General features: G+C 64.9%; 18 protein-coding genes. 11 read left to right on the forward strand and 7 right to left on the reverse strand.

The genetic code is table 11. The features are described from left to right. The first annotated feature begins 14 nt into the window (after positions 1 to 14). From tssJ to MKK04_RS14195, 10 genes are all read left to right on the forward strand, one after another. Entirely contained in the window at positions 15 to 737 is a 723-nt protein-coding gene (gene tssJ, locus MKK04_RS14150) for a type VI secretion system lipoprotein TssJ (protein WP_207832656.1), read from the forward strand. Then, the gene (gene tssK, locus MKK04_RS14155) at positions 734 to 2,077 is read left to right on the forward strand and encodes a type VI secretion system baseplate subunit TssK (protein WP_207832654.1); all 1,344 of its coding nucleotides are present in this window, start codon (positions 734 to 736) and stop codon (positions 2,075 to 2,077) included. Before tssJ ends, tssK begins: the two co-directional genes overlap by 4 nt. Continuing rightward, complete coding sequence (gene icmH, locus MKK04_RS14160) at positions 2,074 to 2,790, forward strand: type IVB secretion system protein IcmH/DotU (protein WP_207832653.1); 717 nt, start codon at positions 2,074 to 2,076, stop codon at positions 2,788 to 2,790. Before tssK ends, icmH begins: the two co-directional genes overlap by 4 nt. Positions 2,791 to 2,820: 30 nt before the next feature. Beyond that, complete coding sequence (locus MKK04_RS14165) at positions 2,821 to 6,624, forward strand: type VI secretion protein IcmF/TssM N-terminal domain-containing protein (RefSeq protein WP_241105588.1); 3,804 nt, start codon at positions 2,821 to 2,823, stop codon at positions 6,622 to 6,624. After that, a complete protein-coding gene (tagF, locus tag MKK04_RS14170; protein ID WP_207832648.1) occupies positions 6,621 to 7,529 on the forward strand; it encodes a type VI secretion system-associated protein TagF in 909 nt (302 codons plus the stop codon). Before MKK04_RS14165 ends, tagF begins: the two co-directional genes overlap by 4 nt. Beyond that, the gene (tssM, locus tag MKK04_RS14175) at positions 7,526 to 10,021 is read left to right on the forward strand and encodes a type VI secretion system membrane subunit TssM (RefSeq protein ID WP_207832647.1); all 2,496 of its coding nucleotides are present in this window, start codon (positions 7,526 to 7,528) and stop codon (positions 10,019 to 10,021) included. Before tagF ends, tssM begins: the two co-directional genes overlap by 4 nt. Positions 10,022 to 10,164: 143 nt before the next feature. Next, complete coding sequence (locus MKK04_RS14180) at positions 10,165 to 10,683, forward strand: Hcp family type VI secretion system effector (protein WP_070091480.1); 519 nt, start codon at positions 10,165 to 10,167, stop codon at positions 10,681 to 10,683. 94 nt (positions 10,684 to 10,777) lie between these two features. Continuing rightward, positions 10,778 to 11,875 (forward strand): type VI secretion system protein TssA, encoded by a 1,098-nt coding sequence (gene tssA / locus MKK04_RS14185; protein WP_207832645.1) that lies wholly within the window; start codon positions 10,778 to 10,780, stop codon positions 11,873 to 11,875. A 170-nt stretch (positions 11,876 to 12,045) separates the two neighbouring features. After that, on the forward strand, positions 12,046 to 14,562 hold the full coding sequence (gene uvrA / locus MKK04_RS14190) for an excinuclease ABC subunit UvrA (RefSeq protein ID WP_233687685.1): 2,517 nt from the start codon (positions 12,046 to 12,048) through the stop codon (positions 14,560 to 14,562). Positions 14,563 to 14,754: 192 nt separating this feature from the next. Continuing rightward, positions 14,755 to 15,348 carry a hypothetical protein gene (locus MKK04_RS14195; protein ID WP_063914166.1) on the forward strand — a complete coding sequence of 198 codons (594 nt, stop codon included), beginning with the start codon at positions 14,755 to 14,757 and terminating at the stop codon, positions 15,346 to 15,348. Positions 15,349 to 15,465: 117 nt separating this feature from the next. Here MKK04_RS14195 and MKK04_RS14200 read toward each other — a convergent pair whose 3' ends face one another. Continuing rightward, on the reverse strand, positions 15,466 to 16,341 hold the full coding sequence (locus MKK04_RS14200; protein ID WP_233687684.1) for an AEC family transporter: 876 nt from the start codon (positions 16,339 to 16,341) through the stop codon (positions 15,466 to 15,468). A gap of 260 nt (positions 16,342 to 16,601) precedes the next feature. On the opposite strand from MKK04_RS14200, the gene MKK04_RS14205 reads away from it, so the two are divergent. Further along, complete coding sequence (locus MKK04_RS14205; protein ID WP_233687683.1) at positions 16,602 to 17,906, forward strand: MFS transporter; 1,305 nt, start codon at positions 16,602 to 16,604, stop codon at positions 17,904 to 17,906. Positions 17,907 to 18,103: 197 nt separating this feature from the next. Here MKK04_RS14205 and MKK04_RS14210 read toward each other — a convergent pair whose 3' ends face one another. The 6 genes from MKK04_RS14210 to MKK04_RS14235 form a co-directional block, all read right to left on the reverse strand. Continuing rightward, the gene (locus tag MKK04_RS14210) at positions 18,104 to 19,066 is read right to left on the reverse strand and encodes a 2-hydroxyacid dehydrogenase (RefSeq protein ID WP_207832637.1); all 963 of its coding nucleotides are present in this window, start codon (positions 19,064 to 19,066) and stop codon (positions 18,104 to 18,106) included. A 12-nt stretch (positions 19,067 to 19,078) separates the two neighbouring features. Then, positions 19,079 to 20,371 carry an MFS transporter gene (locus tag MKK04_RS14215; RefSeq protein ID WP_207832635.1) on the reverse strand — a complete coding sequence of 431 codons (1,293 nt, stop codon included), beginning with the start codon at positions 20,369 to 20,371 and terminating at the stop codon, positions 19,079 to 19,081. A gap of 58 nt (positions 20,372 to 20,429) precedes the next feature. After that, positions 20,430 to 21,380, reverse strand: coding sequence for a sugar kinase (locus MKK04_RS14220; RefSeq protein WP_241105589.1), 951 nt, complete (start codon positions 21,378 to 21,380; stop codon positions 20,430 to 20,432). After that, on the reverse strand, positions 21,373 to 22,161 hold the full coding sequence (locus MKK04_RS14225; RefSeq protein WP_207832631.1) for a TIM barrel protein: 789 nt from the start codon (positions 22,159 to 22,161) through the stop codon (positions 21,373 to 21,375). The genes MKK04_RS14220 and MKK04_RS14225 overlap by 8 nt, the downstream gene beginning before the upstream one ends. A 67-nt stretch (positions 22,162 to 22,228) precedes the next feature. Then, positions 22,229 to 23,248: a transcriptional regulator PtxS gene (gene ptxS, locus MKK04_RS14230; protein ID WP_241105590.1), complete on the reverse strand. Its 1,020-nt coding sequence runs from the start codon at positions 23,246 to 23,248 to the stop codon at positions 22,229 to 22,231. A 272-nt stretch (positions 23,249 to 23,520) separates the two neighbouring features. Further along, entirely contained in the window at positions 23,521 to 24,765 is a 1,245-nt protein-coding gene (locus tag MKK04_RS14235) for a cytochrome c (protein WP_063914174.1), read from the reverse strand. Between the last annotated feature and the right edge of the window lie 10 nt (positions 24,766 to 24,775).

Below are 24,775 nucleotides of genomic sequence, written 5' to 3' on the forward strand. Positions count from 1 at the left end.
GAGGTTTTGCCGTCATGCAACACAAGCACACCACCCTCAAACGCCTGACCGCAGCTGCCCTGCTAGTGGCGCTGGCCGGCTGCGGGGTCACCGACCGTATCGGCAAGCGCATGGAAGACAGCTGGGCGGCCGACATGCTGGCCGACAGCGAAAAGGTCATCCTGACCTCCGACGGCGGCAACCAGCTCAACCCCGATGCCGAGGGCAAGCCGCTGTCGGTGGTGATGCGCGTGTACCAGCTGACCGACCTCGAACGCTTCGCCGCGACCGATGCCGAGACCCTGTGGGACACCCCGGAAAAGGCCTTGGGCAACACCCTGGTGGAAGCCCGCGAAATCACCCTGCTGCCGGGCATCGGCCAGATCGACCAGTGGCCGCTGGCCAAGAGCGCGCGCTACGTCGGCGTGGCAGCGTTCTTCCGTGACGAACAGGACGCGCGCTGGAAAGTCGCCTTCGACGCCAACTCGCTGCGCAAGGACGGTATCTGGTTCTCCTCCGACGGCCTGCGGGTGCTGGTGGACAACACCGAAATCAGCGCCATGCGTGGCGTGGACGTACTGAACAAACCGCCGACCGCCGACCAGCTGGCAGCCGCGCAGAAGGCCGGGGACAACGCACCGACGCTCACCGACAAGGTGCAGGACGCCGTGCTCGACAAGGCCAGCGATGCCGCCGGCAAATCGGCGCAGAACGCCATGGATTCAACCTTCAACTCTTTAGTGGATAGCGTCAAATGAGCAAGCAGAGCCGGGTGATGTGGTCGGAAGGCATGTTCCTGCTGCCCCAGCACTTCCAGTACCAGGATGAGTTCCACCAGCACCAGCTGGCCGAGGCGACCCTGCGCACTACCCCGTTCCATTGGGGTGTGCAGGCACTGCAGGTGGATGAGGACGCCCTGGCCAGTGGTTCGCTGCAGCTCAAACGCCTGAAGCTGGTGTTCCCCGATGGCAGCCTGTACGACGCACCGCAGCACGACCCGCTGCCGGCTGCCCGCGATCTCAAGGACCTGCTCAAGGCCAACGACCTGAAGGTCTATGCCGCCTTGAAGCTGCCCGAGCCGTTTGGCCTGAACTACGTCGAGGACGGCCAGGAACACAAGGCCGCGCGGCGTTTCCGCAAGCAGTTCGATACCCTGCCCGACCTCAACGAGGGCGAGCTGGAAAACGAAATCACCAGCCTGCGTCTGAACGTGGTGCTGCTGGTGGACGGTGACAGCCTGGACGGCTACAGCCACTGCCCGCTGGCCAAGCTGACCCGCAACAGCATGGGTGGTTTCAATCTCGACCCGCATTTCGTCCACCCGACCCTGCACCTGGGCAGCCACGAGACCCTGGCCGGCATCGGCAAGCGCCTGCTCGGCGCCCTGCAGGCCAAGAGCAAGGCCCTGTCCGGCCGGCGCCGCGAGCGTGCCGACCAGATCGCCGAGTTCGGCTCCAGCGACGTTACCCTGTTCTGGCTGCTGAACACCGTCAACCGCGCACACCCGCAACTGGCCCATCTGCTGGCCCACCCGCGCCTGCACCCGGAACGCCTGTACCTGTTCCTTGCCGACCTGGCTGGTGGCCTGTTGACCTTCACCCTGGACACCCAGCTCAGCAACATCCCCGAGTACGACCACCACGACCCGGCCGCGTCGCTGGTCAAGCTCGACGAGATGATCCGGGTGATGCTCGACAACGTCGTGCCCAACCAGTGCATCGTCATCAACCTCACCCAGAACAAACCGTCGTACTGGCAGGGCCAGCTGCGCGACCCGCGCCTGACCGAGGCCGACTTCTATATCTCGGTACACGCCGACATGCCCGGCGCCAGCCTGCTGGAACTGGTGCCGCGGGCGTTCAAGGTCGGCTCGCCGGAAGACATCGAGGTGGTGGTCAACAGCGCCATGCCCGGCGTCACCCTCAACCATGCCGCACGGCTGCCCAATGCGATCCCGGTGCGCCTGGACAACCAGTATTTCGCCATCGAGCCGCACGGCCATGTCTACGAGCGAATGATGAATGCCCAGACCATCTGCTTCTACGCGCCCAGCGCCTTTACCAACCTCAAGCTTGAACTGATGGCGGTGCTCAAATGACCGAAGCCGTATTGCAACAGGGCGCCGTCGCGGCCGCCAACGACAAACCGACGCTCAAGGACCTGGTCCAGGACTTCATCAGCATGGCCCTGATCGTGCGTCGTGGCCGTCAGGTCACTTCGGTGCAGGCCTTCGAAGGGAGCGTGGAACGTTTCTTCGCCAACCTGGAGCGTGAAGCCCGCGCCGCCGACTACAGCGTCGAACAGGTCAAGGACACCCAGTACGCGCTGTGCGCCTTCCTCGACGAGAGCGTGCTGCGCGCTGGCGACAACCAACTGCGCCAGCACTTCGAACTGCAGCCACTGCAGTTCCGCTACTTCGGCGTGCACCTGGCTGGTGAAGGCTTCTTCGAGAAGGTCGATGCGCTGCGCGCCGACGTCAAGCAGAACATCGATGTGCTCGAGGTCTACCACCTGTGCCTGGCCCTGGGTTTCGAGGGCAAGTTCAGCCTCGGCCAGAAAGACCAGCTGCGCTACCTGGCCAATACCCTGGGCCAGGATATTGCCCGTTACCGCAAGGCGCCCAAAGCACTGTCACCGGACTGGGCGCTGCCCGATCAGGTGTCGCAGATGCTGCGCCATGAGGTGCCGCTGTGGGTGTACCTGGCGCTGATCGCGCTGGTCTGCGTCGCCGTGTACCTGACGCTGGACTGGTTGCTGGACAAGGACGTTGCCGCCCTTTCCGAACAAATCCGCCAGCTGTTCAGTGCCTGAGTGCACTTCAGGTAGCCGAGTCAGGAAGACATGAAAACATTACTGCGCCTTTTGAAGAACTTCTGGTTTCTCCTGCTGCTGCTGTGGCTGGCGAGCCTGTTGACCTGCTGGTTGGTCGCCCCGCTGCTGCCGTGGCTGCACCAGCACGTCCCCGAAGCGCTGGCGATCATAAGCGCCTGCTTCCTGCTGGTGATCGTGCTACGCCAGTACCAGCGCATTCGCGCCGAGCACAACCTGGAAAACCTGCTGCAGATCGAAGTGGATCGGTCGTGGAATGCCACCGGCGAGTTCCGTGACCAGCAGGTGCTGCGCGAGCGCCTCAAGCATGCCATCGCCATGCTGCGCACCGACCGCTCCGCCGGTGGCGGTGGCAAGGCGGCGCTGTCCGACCTGCCCTGGTACCTGGTGGTCGGCATGTCGGCGGCCGGCAAGACCTCGCTGCTGACCCATTCCGGCCTGTCGGCCAGCATTGCCACGGCCAACGACAGCGAGAGCGGCACCCAGCACTGCGACTGGTACTTCAGCCCCGACGCGGTGATGATCGACACCGCCGGCCGCTATCTGCGCGATGACCAGTCGGCCAGTGAGTTCTCGGCCTTCCTGCGCATGCTGCGCAAGCAGCGCGGCAAGGCGGCGATCAATGGCCTGGTAATGGTGGTCAGCCTGCCCGAGCTATTGGCGGCCAACGGCGATGAGCGCAATGCCCTAGCGGCCCAGTTGGTGGCGCGGGTAGAAGAGTACGCCGAGTGCCTCGATGCCAACCCGCCGGTCTACCTGATGCTGAGCAAGACCGACCAGTTGCCGGGCTTCAGCCAGGCCTTCGACGGCCTCGACCTGCACGAGCGCCAGCAGCCGCTGGGCATGACCTTCGGTCTGTCGGAAGTCCGCAACAACGGCCTGCACGCCGTGCTCCAGACCCGCCTGGGCAATCTGCAAAGCCACATTCGCCAGCATGTCGACGCGCAGGTGATCGCCCTCGGTGCCGAAGCCGACAGCACCCTGCTGAACTTCCCGCAGTACTTCGCCGCCCTCAGCGGTGTCCTCGAGCAGTTCCTCGAACACTTCACCCGCGGCCATCGCGGCGGTGCCCCGCTGCTGCTGCGCGGCCTGTACTTCACCAGTGCGCTGCAGACCGGACAGCAGCTGGGGCAGGTCTATGAGGACGTCATCGCCGACGAATTCGCCCTGCAAGCCGCGTACGATGAGCACGCCGAGAACGTCGGCAAGGCCGTGGGCAACCGCAGCTTCTTCATAACCGACACCTTCCGCCAAGTGATCTTCCCCGACCGCGACCTGACCCTGTACCAGTCGCGCCTGGGCCGCCAGGCCACTTTCAGCCCGCTGCTGCTTGGCCTTGCTGCCGCCACCGGGGTGCTGTTCATCGGTTGGCAGGCGCTGTCGTTCGCCAATAACCGCCAATGGCTGGACAGCCTGCGCGGGCAGTTGGCGCAAATCGAGCAGGCAGAAGACCGCGAGCAGCAACTGGCCGCAGGCAAGGGCCTGGAAGTACTGCGTGAACAGATGGCCAACGTCGAGGCCCATCGCCTGCAGGGTGTGCCACTGCAACTGGGTGGCGGCCTGTACCATGGCGAGGCAATCCACCAGGTGACTCGCAATGCCTATCTGGCGCAACTGCGCAGCCAGGCGCTGGAACCGATCGCCCGCAGCCTGCAGGTGCAGATGCGGGCGTTCAACACCTTCGCCAGCGGTATCAACCAGGAGTTGGAATTCACCCCAGCGCCGCTGCCGAAAAAACGCAATGGCAAGCCATTGGCCCCGGCCGTTGCGGCCAAGGCCCAAGCCGCGCTGGGCAACACCCGCGCCGGCGCCTATGCCGCCAAGGTCAACCTGGCCACCGCCAGTGATGCCGCCGAGCTGTCCGCCACCACCGGTGGCCTGTCACTGTCCGAAGAAATGCTCGGGCGCCTCGACGAGCAGCAGGTGGCCTCGATCATCGATGCCTACAACACCCTCAAGCTGTACCTGTTGCTGACCGAGCCCCAGGGCCATCCCGACCCGGCCTTCGTCGCTGCCAGCCTGCCCCAGGCCTGGGCCAGCGCCGCCGCCGAAGGCACCCCGGCCGACGCAGCCGTGATCGCGGAAAATGCCCCGCTGTACGTGCAGCTGCTGGAACAGGGCCAGGCGCCGTCGTTGCCGCGCAACGAACAGCTGATCAACGAAACCCGGCAGAACCTCAAGTCGTTCATGATCTCCAGCTCGCTGGTCGATCGCGAGTACCTGCGCCTGCAACTCGAATCGAGCCGCCAGTTCCCGGCGCTGAGCCTCAACGACCTGGTCCCACTACCTGGCCGCGCACTGCTGTACAGCTCCGCCGGCGTGCCGGCAATCTATACCCGCCAGGGCTGGGACACCTTCGTCAAACCCGAACTGATCAAGCTGGTGTCGGGCAACCTGCGCAACGAGTCGGACTGGGTGCTGGACGGCGAAGGCGGCGATGCCATCGTGCAGAAGGCCAACTTCGTGCGCGAGTTCATGACCCGCTACAAGCGCGACTACACCCAGGCCTGGTACAAGATGGTCAGCAGCGTGGGTGTGCGCCACTTCGCCGACCTGGCCTCGGCCACCCAGCAGCTGGGGCTGCTCAGCGACGTGCAGAATTCGCCGGTGAAGAACCTGCTGGCGGCAGTCAATGACAACACCCAGTGGGACCTGCCGGTCAAGCACGCCATCCCGGCCCCCGGTAGCACCCGCGATGACGGCTTCTGGAGCAAGGTCAGCGGCCTGCTCGACACCAAGGACGCCCTGCCCGCCAACGTCGCACCTGCCCTGCCGGCGGTGGACGACGGCAGCCTGGCCAAGCGCTTCGAGCCGGTGGCGCGGGTATTTGCCGAAAACAACGCCGAAGGCGCCGACAGCACCATCATGGACCGCTACCTGGCCGCCTTGCGCAAGCTCAAGGTGCGCATGAACAACATCCAGCGTTCGCAGGATGTGGGCAAGAGCAGCAAGCAGCTGATCAGCGAGACCCTGGAAGGCCAGCCGAGCGAAGTCACCACCGTGCGCAACTACGTGGAAAGCAGCGTCGACACCAGCCAGGACAGCCTGTCGCGCGCGTTGCAGGGGCTGTTCAGCCTGCCTATCCAGTATGCCTGGGCAACCCTGCGCGACCCGGCTGGCCAGCAGATAGCCAAGGCCTGGGCGCAGCAGATCGCCAAGCCTTGGGAACAGGTCATGGCACACCGTTACCCGATTGCCGGCAGCAGCCGCAACGAGGCGTCGGTGAAAGACCTGCAGCGCTTCGTCGACCCTGACAGCGGCTTGCTCCCTGCCTTCAAGCGCAACGAAATCGGCAACCTGGCCGGTGGTGAAGGCCTGGGTGTGGGCGATGGCAAGGGGCCGGCGCTGGTCAACCCCGGCATGCTCAACAGCATCGACAAGGCCAGCTCCGTGGGCCAGGTGATCGCCAGCCTGTCGGACCGTGACAACGGCTTCGAAATCATGCTGGAGCCTTCAGCCAACTTCACCGACATCGTGTTCACCCTCGATGGCCAGGAGCAGCACTACCGCAACGGCCGCAGCAGCTGGAACCGCTTCGCCTGGCCGGGCACCAGCAACGCCCCCGGCGCCCGCCTGGACGTGGTCACCCTGAGTGGCGCGCGGGTCACGGTGTTCGACTTCCCGGGGCGCTGGGGCCTGCTGCGCATGAACGAAAGTGCCCGCGTCGACGACCTGGACGGCATTCAGCAGCGCTTCAGCTGGAATACCGCCAATGGCCGGGTGAGCCTCGTAGTGCGCAACTTCGGTGGGGTGAAACTGACCGACCTGGGTGACGTCAAGGCCCTGAGTGCCCTCAACGACAGGGGCGCCCAATGATCGGTTGCTTCGGCAAGCTGCCGTCGAGCGCAGACTTCGTCAGCCTGCATGGCGCGGCGGAGGAAGTTTGCGAGTTCGACGCCTGGCTGCAGTCCGCGCTGGCGGCGATGCGCCACCGCGAGGACTGGCAGGCGTTGTTCGACTCACTGCCGATGTGCTTCTTCAATTACCGCGCACGCAATGGCAACTGGCTGCTGGGCGGCCTGTTGAGCTCGCGCGATGCCAGCCAGCGGCGCTACCCGTTTTTCATCTTCCAGCTGCTCAAGGGCGAGGAAGGTGCGGCGCTGGCGAACCCGTTCACCCTCGCCGAGCTGTTCAGCACGCAGATCAAGCCGTTGCTGCACCAGGCTGTGCAAGGGGCCGACTGCGCCAACCTGTTCGAACGGATCAAGGCGCTGCGCCCATTACAGCCCCAGGACCTGGACCTGTTCCGCAGGGTACATGCCAAGTTCCTACATGACTTCAGCTTCAGCGATATCGCCCGTGCCCTGCACGGTTCCTGGCCCGGCTTCGACAGTGCCACTGCGCTGGCAGGGCTGCAGGCAAGCCGGGCCGTGCTGCACGGCGACTTCGAGGGTGGTATCGAGTTGCCGTTGCCGGCCGAACGCGGCCTGAAAAACCCCACGGCCGACCTCTGGCTGACCTGGCTGGCCCGCATGAGCCGACACCCCGGCGTGCCGGCGGTGAGCCTGCTGGCCGACGACTTCATGCTCCCCCGGCTGTACTGCTTCCCGTCGCGCCACGCCAACTGTGCCTACCGCCTGCTCAGTGGCTGCGCCGACGCACGCCAGCACCTGGAGTTGCTCAGCCCGCTGGCCGTGGCGCCATGGCAGCACGATTACGACCGCCCTCTTGAACACGTCATCGACCAGTTCGTCGATGCGCTGGATGCGACGCCTGTATGAACAAGATCAAGTACTACTGCCTGCGCTACCAACCCTACCTGCTGGGAGTGGCGTTCTTCCTGGCGATCTTCCTGGTCTGGGCCATCGGTTGCGCCCTGGGCTTTGCCTCGCTGCATAGCCTGCTGGCCGGCATCGGTGTGTTTTTGCTGCTGTCGGCGGGCTATGTACTGCTGCTGTACCGCGGCGCCGGCCAGCACCACAACCTCGAAGGCCTGCTGCGCGACGACGCCGACCAGGCGGTTCTCAACGCCACCCCGGCAGACCGTGAAGAAGTCAGCCTGCTGCGCGAGCGCCTGCTGCAGAGCATCGAGCGCCTGCACAGCAACAAGCCACGCGGCACCTCGGCCAAGGATGCGCTTTACGCCCTGCCCTGGTACCTGGTGATCGGCCAGCCGGCTGCAGGCAAGAGCACCATGATCCTGCAGTCGGGCCTGAACTTCCCCTATGCCGAGCGCGAAGGCGCACGGGTGGCGGGCCTTGGCGGCACACGCAACTGCGACTGGTTCTTCAGCTCCGAAGCGGTGCTGCTGGACACCGCCGGGCGCTACATGAACAGCCCCGAAGAAGCCGGCAAGTGGCGCGGCTTCCTGCAACTGCTTCGCCAGCATCGCCAACGCCGCCCGCTCAACGGCTTGATCGTCAGCGTCAGCATTGCCGACATCCTGCATGGTTCGGCCGAGGACCAGGAGCGCGTGGCCAAGCGCCTGCGCGAACGCATCCAGGAAAGCTGCGCGCTGCTGGAAGTGCGTCTGCCGATCTACCTGGTGTTCACCAAGTGTGACCTGATCCCCGGTTTCACCCCGTTCTATCGCCAGCTGGACGACGCCGCGCGTGGTGAAGTGTTGGGCAAGACCTTCTCGCACAAGGGTTACGAGCAGGCCGACTGGGGCCAGCGCTTCGGCAAGGCAATGGACGAGCTGACCGGTTACTGGCAGCACGTGGCGAGCCAGCAACTGGTGCAGCAGGACATTCAGGTCACCCGACAAAACAATGCTGCCTACCGTTTCCCGCTGGAGCTGGCCGCGCTCAAGCCGCGCCTGCAACAGTTCGTCGACAGCCTGTTGCGTGCCAACCCCTACCAGAATGCCGAAATGCTGCGCGGGTTCTATTTCACCGCCGCGCTGCAGGCTGACGAAGCCCAGTGGGGCAGCCATGGCCAGCATGTGGCCGAACGCTTCGCCCTAGAGCACGCCGAAGGAACTGCCACGGCCGGCAGCCAGCCGGCACCGCTGTTCATCAACAGCCTGTTCCGCAAGGTGATCATCCCCGACCAGCACTTGGTGGCGCTGTACACCAGCAACCAGCGGGAGCGCCGACGCAAGGCTGGCTGGATTGGCGCTGCAGGCCTCGCAGGGTTGGTGCTGTGCAGCCTGTGGGGCTGGTCGTACCTGAACAACCGCGCCACCCTGGCCAGCATTGCCGGCGAACTGGCCCAGGCCAAGGCCGACGACCAGGCTGCCAGCGGCCAGTACACTGCCTGGCGCAGCCTTGACCGGTTGCGATTCTGGGCCGCGCACTACTATCAGCAACACCACGAGCAAGGCGTGCCGCTCGGCATGCGCCTGGGCCTGTACCAGGGCCATGAGGTCGAGCCGCTGCTGCGCAGCCGTTACTTCGCCACGCTGCAGAACGTGATGCTCAAGCCCACGGCCGACAACCTGACCCGCACCCTGTACCTGTTGACCACCCTCAAGGTCTACCAGCGCAACACCCGCGAGCTGCAACCGGTGAGCGGCGTCGATAGCGTCGAGGCCGAGGCACTGCCACATGACAACCGCGCGCAGTCGATCGCCGACTTCGGCAAGGCGGCCCTGGACACCTACGTGATGCTCTCGCCCGCCCGCCGCGAGAGCGCCGACCCGGCGTTGCTCAAGGCGCGCCTGCCGGACTACTGGTACCCGGCCATCGCCCGCCACACCGGCAAGAGCATGGCCGCAGCCGCCAGCGAGGCCGGCGGCAACCAGGACTACCTGTACGCCAGCCGCCAGATCACCTTCTATAGCGACCAGATCCGTGAACCGGATGTGCCACGTATTCTCGACAACGCCTTCCTGATGTCCAGTTCGCGCAATTACATCGACAGCCTGCGCGCCCAGTCGCTGCGTTCGATCGAGACGATCACGCTGGAGTCCGACACCCTGTTCGCCTTTGGCCGTGCAGACTTCCAAAGCCTGAAGAGCGAAGGCCAGAGCCAGCTGAGCGCGATCGCCAGCAAACTGCTGAACACCCCCAACATCGGCAAGATCATCATTTCCGGCCATGCCGACCAGCTCGGTGACAGCCAAGGCAACCTGCAAGTTTCGAAACAACGGGCACAGACCATTCGCACTTATCTGGTCGGCAAGGGCGTACCCGCCGAACTGGTGGTCGCCCAAGGCGAAGGCAGCCGCAAGCCGCTGGTCAACTGCGACCTGCAGCAGCCACGGGCGCAACTGATCAAGTGCCTGGAGCCCAACCGCCGGGTGGAAATCGAAGTCCGCGGGCTCAACTGAGGCCCGCTGCAAGAACCGGCCACCCAGGCCTCACAGGAGGAGGCCCGGGTGGCGGAAAGCTACCTCTGCCGAGGTATTCGGCGAGGTCAAAACCAAGGGGCGCATGAGCAACCCTTTAAATGTTGTTAATGGAGAGTTTCACAATGGCATTTGACGCGTATATCCAAATCGACGGCATCCCGGGCGAAGTACTGGATGCAAAGCACAAGGACTGGATCGAAGTGCTGGGCTACGAGTACGGCGCCACCCAGGCCACCTCGGCTACCGCCAGCTCCTCGGGCGGTGCGTCGTCCGAGCGTGTTGCCCTGAGCGACTTCAAGATCCGCAAGGCGGTCGACAAGGCTTCGGCCAAGCTGTTCGAACACTGCTGCACCGGCAAGCACATCGCCAAGCTGAAGCTGAACGTGAACCGCGCCGGTGGTGACAAGGTCACCTACCTGACCATCGACATGGAAGAAGTCGTGGTGTCCTCGGTGCGCTTCGTCGCCGGTGGCAACCAGGGTGGTGAAGACAAGGCTGTGAGCGACCTGCCGATCGAAGAAATCAGCTTCAACTTCGCCCGTATCAAGACCACCTACACCCAGCAGAACCGCACCGACGGCCAGGCTGGCGGCAACATCGTCGGTGGCTGGGACCGCACCGCGAACAAAGTGTTTGCCTGATAACCAGTGTGCCCGGGGGCCGCTACGGCGGCCCACATCCCACAGCGTGCCAGGTGATCTGGCACGCTGTTCATCCGCCTGACCAGAGTGTTTTATGCCTGAAATCCTCAATGACCTCTCGCAGGCCATGCTGGCCGCACCTATCGCGGGTGGCAGTGGCGAAGACTTGAGCTTCTCTGCCTTGTTCGACCAGATCAAGGAGGCGCGCCGGGCGGACCCTGACTACCTGACCCAGGGCGACTGGCAAACCGACTTGAAGACCGCCGACTGGGAGCAGGTGATCGACCTGTCGGCCCAGGGGCTGGCGCAGCAAAGCAAAGACTTGATGCTGGTAGCCTGGCTCAGCGAAGGGCTGGCCCAGCGAGAACATTTCGAAGGCATTACCTTTGGCCTCCAGCTGACCGAACAGATCCTGGAAGCATTCTGGGACACCCTGTATCCAACGCTCGAAGACGGCCTGGACGAACGCGCCGCCCGGCTTTCCTGGCTCAAGACCACGCTCACCGACATCGCCGGTGGCTTGCCCATTACCCAAGGGCAGAATTTTGGCGTGTTGCGCTATGACGAATCACGCCACGTAGAAAACCTCGCCTTGCAGAACCCCAAGGCGATGCAGGCCGCGCTGAACGAAGGCAAGATCAACGCCGAGATCTTCCAGCGTTCGGTGGCGCTTAGCGACACCGAACACCTGCGCGCCAAGGCCCTGCAGATCGGTGCCAGCCTGCAGGCCTGCAAACGCCTGCAAGCCAGTGCCGACCGCCTGTTCGGCCATGAGGCGCCCAGCTTTGCCAGCCTCGCCGACATTCTGTCGCGCGCCAGCCAGTTGGCGGAGAAGCTGCTCAAGGACCGCGGCGTCGAACTGCACCCTGCAGCCGTGGCGGTTGCAGAACCCGAAGCCACCGTTGCCCCCGCCAGCGAAGCAGGTGAACCGATGAACACGCCCGTCCAGGCCACCGCGCCTGCGCCCATGCGCACTACCCCACTGACCCGCGACGAGGCGTTCACCATGCTTGCGGGCATCGCCCAGTTCTTCAAGCAGAGCGAACCGCAAAGCCCGGTGCCTTACCTGATCGAACGCGCCATCAAGTGGGGCAACATGCCGCTGGAAGGCTGGCTGAGCGATGTGATCAAGGACAGCAACGTGGTGGACAACATTCGCGATGTACTGGGTACCCGCGAGCCAAGGTCCTGATGCTGTATCGGCCACACCGGCCTCTTCGCGGGCACGCCCGCTCCCACAGGGACCGCCTACAACCTGGACACTGCGCATGCCTGTGGGAGCAGGCATGCCCACGAAGAGGCCAGTACAGCCACCGCAAATACTGCTAACGTGAGTGCTCTCAACCGCCAAGGACCGCTCAGATGCCGCCACGTTCACCCGCCCCCACCGGCTTCATCCGCGTCCGTGGCGCCCGCGAGCACAACCTGAAGAACATCGATGTCGATATCCCCCGTGACGCACTTGTGGTGTTCACCGGCGTGTCCGGCTCGGGCAAGTCCTCGCTGGCCTTCTCGACGCTGTATGCCGAAGCCCAGCGCCGTTACTTCGAATCGGTCGCGCCCTATGCCCGGCGCCTGATCGACCAGGTCGGCGTGCCGGATGTCGACGCCATCGAAGGCCTGCCACCGGCCGTGGCCCTGCAGCAGCAACGCGGCACACCGAGTGCACGTTCCTCGGTGGGCAGCGTGACCACCCTGTCCAGTTCGATCCGCATGCTCTATTCCCGCGCCGGCCACTACCCGGCCGGCCAGGCGATGCTGTATGCCGAGGACTTCTCGCCCAACACGCCGCAGGGCGCCTGCCCGGAATGCCATGGCATGGGCCGGGTCTACGAAGTGAGCGAAGCGACCATGGTCCCCGACCCGTCGCTGACCATCCGCGAGCGCGCCGTGGCCGCGTGGCCCATGGCCTGGCAGGGGCAGAACCTGCGCGACATCCTGGTGACCCTAGGCTATGACGTCGATATCCCCTGGCGCGACCTGCCACAGGCGCAGCGCGACTGGATCCTGTTCACCGAAGAAACACCCACTGCACCGGTGTATGCCGGGCTGACCCCGGCGCAGACCCGCGCCGCCCTCAAGCGCAAGCAGGAGCCCAGCTACCAGGGCACGTTCATGGGTGCCCGGCGTTACGTCCTGCACACCTTCATGCACTCGCAGAGCGCGCAGATGCGCAAGCGCGTGGCCCGGTTCATGCGCCCCAGCCCCTGCCCGCTGTGCCAGGGCAAGCGCCTGAAGCGCGAAGCGCTGGGGGTGACCTTCGCCGGCCTGGATATCGCCGAGCTGTCGCACCTGTCGCTGCAGGCGCTGGCCGAGGTGTTCCGCAAAGTGGCGGCAGCAGACTACCTGGCACAACAGCAGGACGACCTGACCCTGGAAAAGCGCCTGGCGGCGCAACGCATCGCCAACGAACTGCTCGAACGCATCGACACCCTGCTCGACCTGGGCCTGGGCTACCTGGCCCTGGAGCGCAGCACCCCGACCCTGTCCTCTGGCGAACTACAGCGCCTGCGCCTGGCCACTCAGCTGAACTCGCAACTGTTCGGCGTGATCTACGTGCTCGACGAGCCGTCTGCCGGTTTGCACCCGGCCGACAGCGAAGCCCTGTTCGACGCGCTGCAGCGCCTGAAGCAGGCTGGCAACTCGGTGTATGTGGTGGAACACGACCTGGACACCATGCGGCGCGCCGACTGGCTGGTGGATGTAGGGCCTGCTGCTGGCGAACATGGCGGCACCATCCTCTACAGCGGGCCACCTAAGGGCCTGGCCCAGGTCGAGCAGTCATGCACCCGGGCCTACCTGTTCAATACGGCGGCACAGGCCACACGCACGCCACGCCAGGCCCACGACTGGCTGAAGCTCGAAGGCATCTGCCGCAACAACCTGGACAACCTCAGCGCCGAGTTCCCGCTGGGCTGCTTCACCGCCGTGACCGGTGTTTCCGGCTCGGGCAAGTCGAGCCTGGTCAGCCAGGCCCTGCTGGAGCTGGTGGGTGCGCACCTGGGCCATGCCGAGGAGCGCAACGAGCCCGAAGAGCAGAGCCTGGAAGATGAACCCGAACAGGCCAGCAGCGGGCATGTAAGCGCGGGCCTTGGCAGCATCAGGCGCCTGGTGCAGGTCGACCAGAAGCCGATCGGCCGCACGCCCCGCTCCAACCTGGCCACCTACACCGGCCTGTTCGACCACGTGCGCAAGCTGTTCGCCGCCACCGAACAGGCCAAGGCACAAGGCTTCGATGCCGGGCGTTTTTCCTTCAACGTTGCCAAGGGCCGCTGTGAGAACTGCGAAGGCGAAGGCTTCGTCAGCGTCGAGTTGCTGTTCATGCCCAGCGTCTATGCGCCCTGCCCGACCTGCCATGGCGCCCGTTACAACCCGCAAACCCTGGCGGTGAGCTGGCAAGGCATGAACATTGCGCAGGTGCTGCAGCTTACGGTCGACCAGGCCCTGCAGGTGTTCGCCGAACAGCCAGCGGCGCGGCGTTGCCTGCAAGTGTTGCAGGACATCGGCCTGGGCTATCTGCGCCTGGGCCAGCCGGCCACCGAACTGTCCGGCGGCGAGGCGCAGCGCATCAAGCTGGCCACCGAGCTGCAACGCATGGCCCGTGGGGCGACGTTGTATGTACTGGACGAACCTACCAACGGCTTGCACCCGCAGGACATCGACCGGCTGCTGGTGCAGCTCAACCGCCTGGTCGATGGCGGGCACAGCGTGGTGGTGGTCGAGCATGACATGCGGGTGGTGGCGCAGAGCGACTGGGTGATCGACATCGGGCCGGGGGCCGGGGATGCCGGGGGGCAGGTGGTGGTCAGCGGCACGCCGCAAGTGGTGGCCGGATGTGCTGAAAGCCGCACTGCGGCGTTTCTGACCAAGGCCTTGTAGCGCCTGCACCGTCCTCTTCGCGGGTACTCACAGCTTGCAAGGTCTGTGGTGAACCTGTGGGAGCGGGTTTACCCGCGAAGAGGCCACCGCAGCACATACCGAGATGCCGTCTTGCCACGATTGCGCCGCTCTAGTCCGTAGGTTCTAATCGCGCACGACCCGTTTGCCTTTGTCACTCAAGGAAGTGTCACCATGTACAGGAAGATCCTGCCGCTGGCGCTGTTGGCCCCCCTGGCCGGTTGCTCGAACAGCGAGGACACCAGCGAGGCCAGTTTCCACAAGGCTGCCCAGGCCTACCTCGATACCCAATACCCGCACTGCTTCGTCATCAGCTCATTCCCCACCAAAACCCAGGACTTCGACCTCCATGGCACCAACAAGGCGTTGCATGCCCTGGCCCAGGTAGGCGTGGTCAGCGAAAAGGAGATCTCGCGCACCGAGGTGCCCGCCCGCCTGTGGCAAGCGGCACGCACGGACATCTACTACGCCTACGACCTCACCGACGAAGGCCGCAAGTATTACAAGGCGGATAACGGGCTGTGCTTCGGCAAGGCACAAGTCACGGCCATCGAGCATTTCAGTGAGCCGAGCGAAGCGACCGGGCAGAAGATGTCGCGTGTGACCTATGCCTACAAGATCACCGGGCTGCCGGCTTGGGCTGCCAATGAAGAAGTGAAGGCCAGCGTTGAAGAACTGGGCAAGGCGGTGGCCAGCAATGAAATGCCGCTCAAGGACACCCGGGAAATGGTGCTGACCAGCCAGGGTTGGCGGTTACACGACAAATAGCCGTTTGCTGTACCGGCCTTTTCGCGGGCTTGCCCGCTCCCACAGGTGCACCACTGGCCTTGAGACCTGCGCTGTACCTGTGGGAGCGGGTTTACCCGCGAAAGGGCCGGTACAGCCTTACATCCACCAGGCCAGCACCACCGGCAACCAGGCAAACGACAGCACCGTGGAACACATCACCAGGTTCGCCACCTGCTCCGGTTCGCGGTTGGCGCGCACTGCCATCAGGTAGTTGAACACCGCCACCGGCATCGCCGACTGCACCACCAGCACCGCGCGCTCCAGGCTGGCCATGCCCAACGCGGCGCCGACTGCCCAGCCCACGGCAGCCCCCAGGCCAATGCGCAAACCGCCCAGCAGCATGCCGCTGCCCACATGGCGCAGGCGAATGCTGGCCAGCGAAACGCCCAGTGTCAGCAACATCAGCGGGATGGTCATGCCGCCCAGCAGGCCTACCGTATTGGCCAGCCAGCGCGGTAATTCGAAATCGAGAAAGATGATCGGCATGGCGCCGGCCAGGCTGATCACGATGGGGTTGCGCAACAGTGCCTTGAGTGAAGCCGCAGTACCGGAGATGGCCATGCCGAGGGTGAACTGCACGATCGACAGGGTCAGGAAGAACGCCACGGCCAGGGCCAGGCCGTGTTCTCCAAAGGCATACAGGCTGATCGGCAGGCCCATGTTGCCGGTATTGGGGAACATGAACGCCGGCAACAGCACCCGCCAGTGCCGGCCTGAAGCGCGACACACCAGCAAGCCGGCCAGGGCCATGCCCAGGGTGCACAGCAGGCAGGCCATGGCCATGCTGGTGAAGGCGTTCGGGTCCAGTTCGGTGCGGCTGAGCGTGGACAGCACCAACGACGGGGTGCCAACGGTCATCACCACCCGGGCGATGAATTCGGTGGGGTATTCCAGGCCCTTGCGGGCCCAGGCATAGCCGATGCCAGCGACGATGAAAACCGGGGCCAGGACGGCGAACAGTGACGCGAACATAGGGGCCTTCCTTGGGGGTGGGCCCAGCATTATGCCGCAGACTGCGGCGTCTCGTCGCACACCCAGGGCTCTTGGGCAAAACCGCTGAAGCCCGTAGAATCGCGCTTCCTTTTCGCCTGTCGCCTTGAACGGTGGCAACCGGCAGCAATGACAGTCGCATCCAGCCCAGGCACTCCGTGCAGCCCCTCGGCCCCGTTCGGGTCGAGCCGGTGTGCGCGTCCGAAAAGGCGCTCATTCCGCTCATCCAACTAGAGGTACATATGTCTCCGCGTTTGCTGGCCATGGCGCTGGCGCCCCTGCTCGGGCTGTTCATCATTGCCCTGGGCAACGGCTTCATGTCTTCCCTTACCACCTTGCGCCTGGGCGCTGCCGGTGAGTCAGCCACTACCATCGGTGTCGTTTCCTCGACCTACTTCATTGGCCTGACCCTGGGTGCCATCTTCAACGACCGGCTTATCCTGCGCATCGGCCATATCCGCGCCTACACCAGTTTCGCCTCGCTGATTGGCGTGACCATCCTGCTGCAAGGCCTGTTCTACGACGTCACCTGGTGGTCTGTGCTGCGCCTGATCAACGGCTGGGCGGCGGTGGGCGTGTTCCTGGTGATCGAAAGCTGGCTGCTGCTGGCCGGTGACGCCAAGATCCGCGGCCGCCTGCTGGCGCTGTACATGATCGCCTTCTACGGCGCCGGGGTAATCGCCCAGGCCGGCCTTGGCGAAATCACCCACATGGGTGACACCGCACCGTTCATGCTGGCCGGCGTACTCGCCGCCCTGTCGGTGCTGCCCATCGTGATCCTGCCGCGGGTGTCACCGCTGCTGGACCAGGTCGAACCGCTCAAGCCGCGCCAATTGCTGGGCGTGGCACCGTCGGGGCTGGTCGGCTGCTTCGGTTCGGGTGTGGCCATTGCCGGGATCTATGCCCTGCTGCCGCTGTACCTGCAGCGCATTGGCCTGGATGTGGGTGAAGTCGGCAACATGATGGCCTGGGTCATTCTGGGTGCCATGCTGCTGCAGTACCCGGTCGGGCGCTGGTCCGACCGCAAGGACCGCCAGGATGTGCTGATCGCCCTGGCCGCGCTGTGCGTGCTGCTGTCGCTGGTCACGGTATTCCTGCCGTCGGACTCGATCCTGCTGCCGGCCATGCTGTTCCTGCTCGGCGGTGGTGTGTTCACCCTGTACCCGGTGGCGGTCAGCCATGCGGCCGACCGGGCGCCGTCCGATGCGCTGGTGCCGATGATCCAGGGCCTGCTGCTGATCAACTCGCTGGGTTCGGCCATGGCGCCGGTGGCGATTTCGCCGATGATGACCGAGTTTGGCGAGGCCGGGTTGTTCTGGGCCTTTGCCGTGGTCAACCTGGCCATGGTGTGCTTCTTCATGTGGCGCCGAGGCAAGCGCCCGGCGGCAGAGCACCCGGCCCCGTTCACCGCTTCGACCACCTTCTCGCCGACCGGTGCCGAGCTGCGGGTGACCGAAGACCTGATGCATGCGGCGCAGGAGCATCCGCCGCTGGAGCCGGTGGAGAGCGCAGCGCCAGCGCAGGCGCAGCGTTCAGAATCGCATTGACTTCGGGGGCTGCCTTGCAGCCCTTTCGCGACACAAGGCCGCTCCCACAGAACTGCACATGACTCAATGAGTTAGCAGGGACCCTGTGGGAGCGGGCGCGCCCGCGAACACCGGCGTAGCCGGTGCCATCCACCGCGTCGCCTGCTTCGCGGGCATGCCCGCTCCCACAGGGGCCGCGCCGGCTTTTGGATCTGGCGCTAGCCATTCACCAGGTTCGCCGGGCGCTCGCCGGCCAACGCAGTGAGCAGGTTGTCCACTGCGCAGCGCGCCATGGCCTGGCGGGTTTCCTCGGTCGCCGAGCCGATATGCGGGGTCGCCACCACGTTGTCGAGTTGCAACAACGGCGACTGCGCCGGCAACGGTTCCTGCACGAACACATCCAGGCCGGCGCCGCGTATGCGCCGGGCACGCAACGCTTCGATCAGTGCCGGCTCATCCACCACGCGCCCGCGGGAAATGTTCACCAGGATGGCCTCTGGCTTCATCAGCGCCAGTTCCCGCGCGCCGATCAGGCCTTCGGTGCTGGCACTCAGCGGCACGGTCAGGCAAACGAAATCCGCCTGCTGCAACAGTTCATCCAGGCTGCATTGACGCGCGCCATAGCGCGCTTCCACATCAGGCTTGGCACGCTGACTGTGATACAGCACCCGCATGCCGAAGCCAGCCGCGGCGCGCCGGGCCAGGGCCTCGCCGATGCGGCCCATGCCGACGATGCCCAGTGTCTTGCCGTGCACATCGCTGCCGAAATGCGCCGGACCAAGGTTGGCCTGCCAGTGACCTTCTCGCACCCAGCTCGCCAGTTCCACCACCCGCCGGGCAGTGGCCAGGATCAAGGCAAAGCCCGTGTCGGCGGTGGTTTCGGTCAGCACGTCGGGCGTGTTGGTCAACATCACGCCGCGCCGGCTGAGTTCGGCGATGTCGTAGTTGTCCACGCCGACCGAAACGCTGGACACCACTTCAAGTTGTGGCGCCAGGTCGAGCAGGCTGGCGTCCAGGCGCAGGCTAGCCCCCAGCAGCCCGTGTGCACCCGGCAAGGCGTCGCGCAGACGCGCCAGGCCATCGGGCTGGGTCGTATCCACCCAGGTCACCTCGACGTGCTCTTGCAGGCGTGCCATCAAGTCGTCGGACAGGCGTTTGTACAGGACGATTCGCTTCTTCATTGCAAAGATTTCCTAATGGTTCATGGCCAGACGCGAGCTGCCGCGCTTGGCCCGGCCAGGCGTCTGGGTAGTATTGAGTGCGGCGGTAAGCACCACTGCAGTCAGCAGCGCACCGCACATGAACAGGTAAGAGGCACCGGGCCCACCCGTGGCGCCATTGAGGTAGCCCACCAGCCACGAACCGCCGAACGAGCCCAGCGCGCCCATGCTGTTGATCAGCGCCATGGCACCGCCCGCGACGTTGGCCGGCAGGATCTCGGGCACGATCGCGAAGAACGGGCCATAGGGTGCGTACATGCAGGCGCCGGCGACCACCAGTAACGCGTACGACAGCCAGAAGTGCTCGCTGCCCAGGGCGTACGAGCCATAGAACGCCACGGCGGCGATCAGCAGTGGCGGCCAGACGAAGCGCTTGCGCTTCTGCAGGCGGTCGGACGCCCACGACACGCCGACCATGGCCAGCACCGCCACCAGGTAAGGTACCGACGACAGCCAGCCGGCCTGCACGATATCGAGGTTCGCCGCCTGCTTGAGGATCGACGGCAACCACAGCACGAAGCCATACACACCGATGCTCCAGCAGAAGTACTGCAGCGCGAGGATGATCACCTGCGGCGAGCGGAACGCCTCACGGTAGTTCTTCACCGGCTTGATGCCTTGCTGCTCGGCGGCCAGCGCCTGCTCCAGGTCGGCCTTCTCCTGCTCGCTCAGCCAGTTCACCTGGGCCGGGCGGTCATCCACAAGGCGCCACCAGAAGAACGCCCAGATCACCGCTGGCAGGCCTTCGATGATGAACATCCAGCGCCAGTCGTAATGCTTGACGAGGTAGCCCGACACCACCGACATCCACAGGATGGTCACCGGGTTGCCGAGGATCAGGAAGGTATTGGCGCGCGAACGTTCGGCACGGGTGAACCAGTGGCACAGGTACACCAGCATCGCCGGCATCACTGCCGCCTCCACCACCCCAAGCAGGAAGCGGATGCCGATCAGCATGTAGACGTTGCTGACCACGCCGGTAAGCGTGGCAAGGCCCCCCCAGAGGATCAGGCAGACAAAGATCAGCTTCTTCACACTGCGCTTTTCGGCGTAGATGGCGCCAGGCACCTGGAAGAAGAAGTAACCGAGGAAGAACAGTGCTCCCAGCAGCGAAGACAATGCGGGGGTGATATGCAGGTCTTCAGCCATGCCGGACGCGGCGGCGAAACCGTAGTTGGCACGGTCCAGATACGCCAGGCTATAGGTGAAGAACACGATCGGGATGATGTACCACCAGCGGCGAGGTGCCAGGCTTTGGCTTTGCATGGTTCGTTTCTCCTGAGCTTGTTGTTTTTGTTGCAACAGGTGTTTCGGGGTCAAGTGTTCACGCGCTTCTGCGCAGGTCGTGGGCTTGCAGTTCATGACGCAGCGGCAACCCTTCCATGTCGCCACGCGACTGCACGGCGCGGCTGCCGCACCAGTTGCCACGCGCCACTGCCTCGGCCACCGGGCGGCCCTCCAGCAGCGCGCTGAGCACGCCAACGGCAAAGGCATCCCCGGCGCCGACGGTGTCCACCACATGGCTGACCGGCACTGGCGCCACCTGGCCTTCACCCTTGGCGCTGCGGAAGTAGGCACCGGCGTCGCCCAGCTTGATCACCACCAGTTCCACCCCTTGGTCGAGGTAGAACGCGGCGATGTCTGCCGGGGTGTGCTGGCCAGTCAGCAGGCGGCCCTCTTCCAGGCCGGGCAGAACCCAGTCGGCCTTGGCCGCCAGGGCATTGACTTCACGCACCATGCTGCTTTGGTCAGGCCACAGCGAGGGGCGCAGGTTGGGGTCGAACGAAATGCTGCGCCCGGCGGCACGCATGGCGTCCATCAACGCGTGGGACAGCACCCGGCAGCCCTCCGACAGCGCCGGTGGAATGCCGGTGGCGTGCAAGTGGCGGGCCTGCAGTGAGCCCGGACGCAGCAGCGCCGGCGACAGTCGGCTGGCCGCCGAACCACGTCGGAAGTACTCCACCGCCGGGTCGCTGCCGTCATCGCAGCGGGCCTTGAGCTGGAAGCCGGTGGGGTAGCTGGCATCCACCTCGACGCCGGAGCAGTCCAGGCCTTCGCGGCGCAAGCTGTCGAGCACGAACCGGCCCAGCGAATCGTCGCCCACCCGGCTCAGCCAGCGGACCTTGAAGCCCAGCCGCGCCAGGCCGATGGCCACGTTGCTGTCGGCACCGGCGATGCGCTTGGCGAACTGGCCGACACTGGCCAGGTCGCCAGCCTGCTCGGCGACGAACATGGCCATGGTCTCACCGAAACACAGCACGTCATGCTCATGCATGGCTCAGCTCCTCACTCGATACGCCCTGCCCCAGCGCCGCGAGGTCGCGCACCTGGGCACGGGTCAGCGCCAGCAGATCGTCGCTCACCAGCGGGTACTCGACAGCACGCACCACGCCGGGGGTGAACTCGGCCATCAGCTCAGCCCACTCCTGCAGGTCCGCAGTCTCTGGCGGGACGGCTACCAGGCGACCATCGGACCGGCGCCGCACGGCCTTGCAATGCACATAGCTCACCCAGCGGCCAAGTTGGCGTGCGGCGTGGCGGGCAGGCTCGCCCTGCCACTGCCAGTTACCGATATCGAAGGTCATGCCGAGGGCCAGCCCGAGTTCGTCGACGCGCTGGAAAAACTGCCGCAGCGGTTCGATTCGTCCACCTTGCGCGGTCTGGTCGTTTTCCACCAGCAGCAACGGCCCGTGCGCCGGCAACAGCGTCGCCAGGGCCGCGACGTCACAGCCCGCATGGTAGTGGCCCAGGGAAACCTTGAGCGCGACCGCGCCAAGGGCGCGGGCGGTGTCCAGCTTCTGCGCCAATTGCGGGTCTGGCACGCCTTGTGCGGTCCACAGCTCCAGGGGCGTGGAATACAGGCACTCCAGGCGCAGCGCGGCAATGGCTGAAGACAGCGCTGCAGTGTCTGGCGCACACGTGAACAGTTCTTCGCGCAGTTCCACGCGGGTAACGCCAGCGGCAGCCAGCAAGTCAAGGAACTGCTCCTGGCCACGTTGCCGGACACAGTCGGCGCCGTAGCTGGAAAGGCTGATGGAAACGGGGTTCGAGTGCATTGTTGTTGTCCTTATGAAACCGGTTTCATTTTTTGATGACAGCAGGCACGCAGGTGCCTGCTTGTGATTACTGTGGCTGGGTTGAACCTCGGATGATCAGTTCGGCCTTGAAGTCGATGCGCCGGGCTGCCCCGCTGTCGCCGCGCAGGCGGCCAAGCAGGCTCTCGAATGCTGCCACGCCGATTCGCTCGGTGGGCTGGGCCAGTGCAGTGATGCCACTGCCGACCAAGGGGTACCAGTCGAGGTCGTCGAGGGCGATCAGCCCGACGTCCGCGAACAGATTGCGCCCTGCCTGGTGCAGGGCCCGGCTCACGGCCAGGGTGGCGACGCCGTTGAAGGTGAAGATGGCCTGCGGGCCATGGCCACTGCCGGCGAGGAACGAAGCCAGTTGGCCATCCAGCCCGGTGCCGGTTTCCAGCACCTGCTGGCGCATGCCGGGGCGACGGCTGACCGATGCGCCAAACGCCTGCACCCGTTCCAGGCGCGAACTGGTGCCATCGAGGGGCTCGGTTACCGCCAGGATGTCGCGGTAGCCTTGCGCTTGCAGGTGGTCGAGGGCCTGCTCGACCGCGTCGGCATTGTCCAGGCCCACCAGGTCGACATTCAGTTCGGGCAACTGGCGGTCGACCAGCACCATGGGGATGTCGCGCTGCAGGTTGAGCAATTCGCCGGGGTGATGGCCAAGCGTGTTCACGATCAGCCCTTCGACGTTGTAGGACTGCAGGGCCACCAGGTGGTGACGCTCCTGCTCGTCGTCGCGGTTGGTGTTGCACACCACCAGGCTGTAGCCGTGCTGGCGGCAGGCAGTTTCCACGCCATGCATCACGGCCACTGAATAGGGGTTGAGGATATCGGCCACCAGCATGCCGATCAGGCGTGTCTGGCCGCGCTTCAGGCCACGGGCCATCTGATTGGGGCGGTAACCGAGGCGCTCGATGACCTCTTCCAGGCGCTTGGCGGTGGCTTCGGCGAGCAACTGGCGGTCGCCACCGATGTAACGGGAAACGGTGGCCTTGGAAACGCCAGCGACACGCGCTACTTCGCTGATGGTGACCCGTTCGCGGGCATGGGCAGGCGCGTCGGTCATGGGCTGTCCTTATGATTGTTGTGATCGCGATGAAACCGGTTTCAATACAGCAAAATCGCACGCGTTCGTCAACCTGCCGTTGGTCGGGAGTGCGATATTGATGCGTAGAAAATACAACAAGAATACGTTTTAACTAACTGATATATATAGGAATGTACATGCGAAACCCTGTGGGAGCGGGTTCACCCGCGAATGCGTCGTTGAATTTACCGACGCATTCGCGGGTAAACCCGCTCCCACAGGGGATTGGGGGTGCAGACAAAGAGATGCAGTTAACGGAGGGCTTTCACATCACTGGCGGTGACGGCATCCCCTTGGTTACCCCAGCTGGTACGAATGAAATTCACCACCTCGGCAACCTCCTGGTCACTCAGGCGCCAGCCGAACGCCGGCATGGTGAAGTTGGACGGTGCCGTGTGCGTCGCCGGCACCGTACCCCCCGCCAGCACCACGTGGATCAGCGATGTGGCATCCGCCGTCTGCACCACCGGGTTGCCGGCCAGGGCCGGGAACACGCGGGTATAGCCTTGGCCATCGGTACGGTGGCAGGCCGCGCAGTTGTCGATGTACACCGCCGCTCCGGGCTTGCTGTCGTCGCCCTTCCACAGCGCATCCGCCACCTGTTTGTCATAGACGTGCGGCTGGTCGTCAGGGTTGCTCGGCGGTAGCGTCTTCAGGTAGCGGGCGATAGCGGTCAGGTCGGCGTCGCTCATGTGTTGCATGCTGTGCTCGACCACGTCGCTCATGCCACCGAACACGGCGCTGCGGTCACTACGGCCGGTCTTGAGAAACTGCACCAGCTGCTCCTCGCTCCAGCTACCCAGGCCGTCCTTGTGGTCGCCACGCAGGTTCTTGGCAATCCAGCCTTCCAGCGGTGCACTGCCAGCCAGGAACTGCTCGCCATCCTGTGGGCTCAGTGCCTTTTCCTGCATGGTCAGCGCTCGCGGCGTATGGCACGCGCCGCAGTGCCCCAGGCCCTCGACCAGGTAGGCACCGCGGTTGACTACCGGGTCGGCCGCCGCCGACGCCTGCCAGGGCCTGGCCTCAGGCGCGAACAGCCCGCGCCAGATCGCCAGTGGCCAGCGCATGCTCAACGGCCAGGGAATGTCGGTGGCCTTGTTCGGCTGCTCGACCGGCTGCACGCCCTTCATGAAGTAGGCATACAACGCCTGCATGTCCTGTTCGCTGACGCGTGCATAGGACGGGTATGGCATGGCGGGATACAGGGTGCTGCCGTCCTTGCCGATGCCCTTGCGCACAGCCTGGTCGAAGTCTTCGAAGCTGTACTGGCCGATACCGCTGGCCGCCGGGGTGATATTGGTGGAGTACACCGTACCGATCGGCGTTTCCATCGGCAGCCCACCGGCGAACGGCTTGCCGCCCTTGGCGGTATGGCAGGCGACGCAGTCGCCTGCGCGGGCCAGGTACTCGCCCTGGCGCACCTGCGCATCGTCATTGGGCGCGGCCTGAGCAGCCACGCTGGCACCGAGCAGGGTTGCGATCAACATTGTCTTCATGTGCATCGCT

The sequence above is a fragment of the Pseudomonas sp. LS.1a genome, from assembly GCF_022533585.1.
Taxonomy (GTDB): domain Bacteria; phylum Pseudomonadota; class Gammaproteobacteria; order Pseudomonadales; family Pseudomonadaceae; genus Aquipseudomonas.

Coding starts and splice junctions, on each gene's coding strand:
- MKK04_RS14200 (WP_233687684.1), bottom strand. CDS start 16,341: ATGTTCGCGTCACTGTTCGCCGTCCTGGCCCCGGTTTTCATCGTCGCT.
- MKK04_RS14220 (WP_241105589.1), bottom strand. CDS start 21,380: ATGCATGAGCATGACGTGCTGTGTTTCGGTGAGACCATGGCCATGTTC.
- MKK04_RS14180 (WP_070091480.1), top strand. CDS start 10,165: ATGGCATTTGACGCGTATATCCAAATCGACGGCATCCCGGGCGAAGTA.
- uvrA (WP_233687685.1), top strand. CDS start 12,046: ATGCCGCCACGTTCACCCGCCCCCACCGGCTTCATCCGCGTCCGTGGC.
- MKK04_RS14215 (WP_207832635.1), bottom strand. CDS start 20,371: ATGCAAAGCCAAAGCCTGGCACCTCGCCGCTGGTGGTACATCATCCCG.
- MKK04_RS14165 (WP_241105588.1), top strand. CDS start 2,821: ATGAAAACATTACTGCGCCTTTTGAAGAACTTCTGGTTTCTCCTGCTG.
- MKK04_RS14195 (WP_063914166.1), top strand. CDS start 14,755: ATGTACAGGAAGATCCTGCCGCTGGCGCTGTTGGCCCCCCTGGCCGGT.
- tssJ (WP_207832656.1), top strand. CDS start 15: ATGCAACACAAGCACACCACCCTCAAACGCCTGACCGCAGCTGCCCTG.
- tssA (WP_207832645.1), top strand. CDS start 10,778: ATGCCTGAAATCCTCAATGACCTCTCGCAGGCCATGCTGGCCGCACCT.
- icmH (WP_207832653.1), top strand. CDS start 2,074: ATGACCGAAGCCGTATTGCAACAGGGCGCCGTCGCGGCCGCCAACGAC.
- MKK04_RS14205 (WP_233687683.1), top strand. CDS start 16,602: ATGTCTCCGCGTTTGCTGGCCATGGCGCTGGCGCCCCTGCTCGGGCTG.
- MKK04_RS14225 (WP_207832631.1), bottom strand. CDS start 22,161: ATGCACTCGAACCCCGTTTCCATCAGCCTTTCCAGCTACGGCGCCGAC.
- tagF (WP_207832648.1), top strand. CDS start 6,621: ATGATCGGTTGCTTCGGCAAGCTGCCGTCGAGCGCAGACTTCGTCAGC.
- tssK (WP_207832654.1), top strand. CDS start 734: ATGAGCAAGCAGAGCCGGGTGATGTGGTCGGAAGGCATGTTCCTGCTG.
- MKK04_RS14210 (WP_207832637.1), bottom strand. CDS start 19,066: ATGAAGAAGCGAATCGTCCTGTACAAACGCCTGTCCGACGACTTGATG.
- MKK04_RS14235 (WP_063914174.1), bottom strand. CDS start 24,765: ATGAAGACAATGTTGATCGCAACCCTGCTCGGTGCCAGCGTGGCTGCT.
- tssM (WP_207832647.1), top strand. CDS start 7,526: ATGAACAAGATCAAGTACTACTGCCTGCGCTACCAACCCTACCTGCTG.
- ptxS (WP_241105590.1), bottom strand. CDS start 23,248: ATGACCGACGCGCCTGCCCATGCCCGCGAACGGGTCACCATCAGCGAA.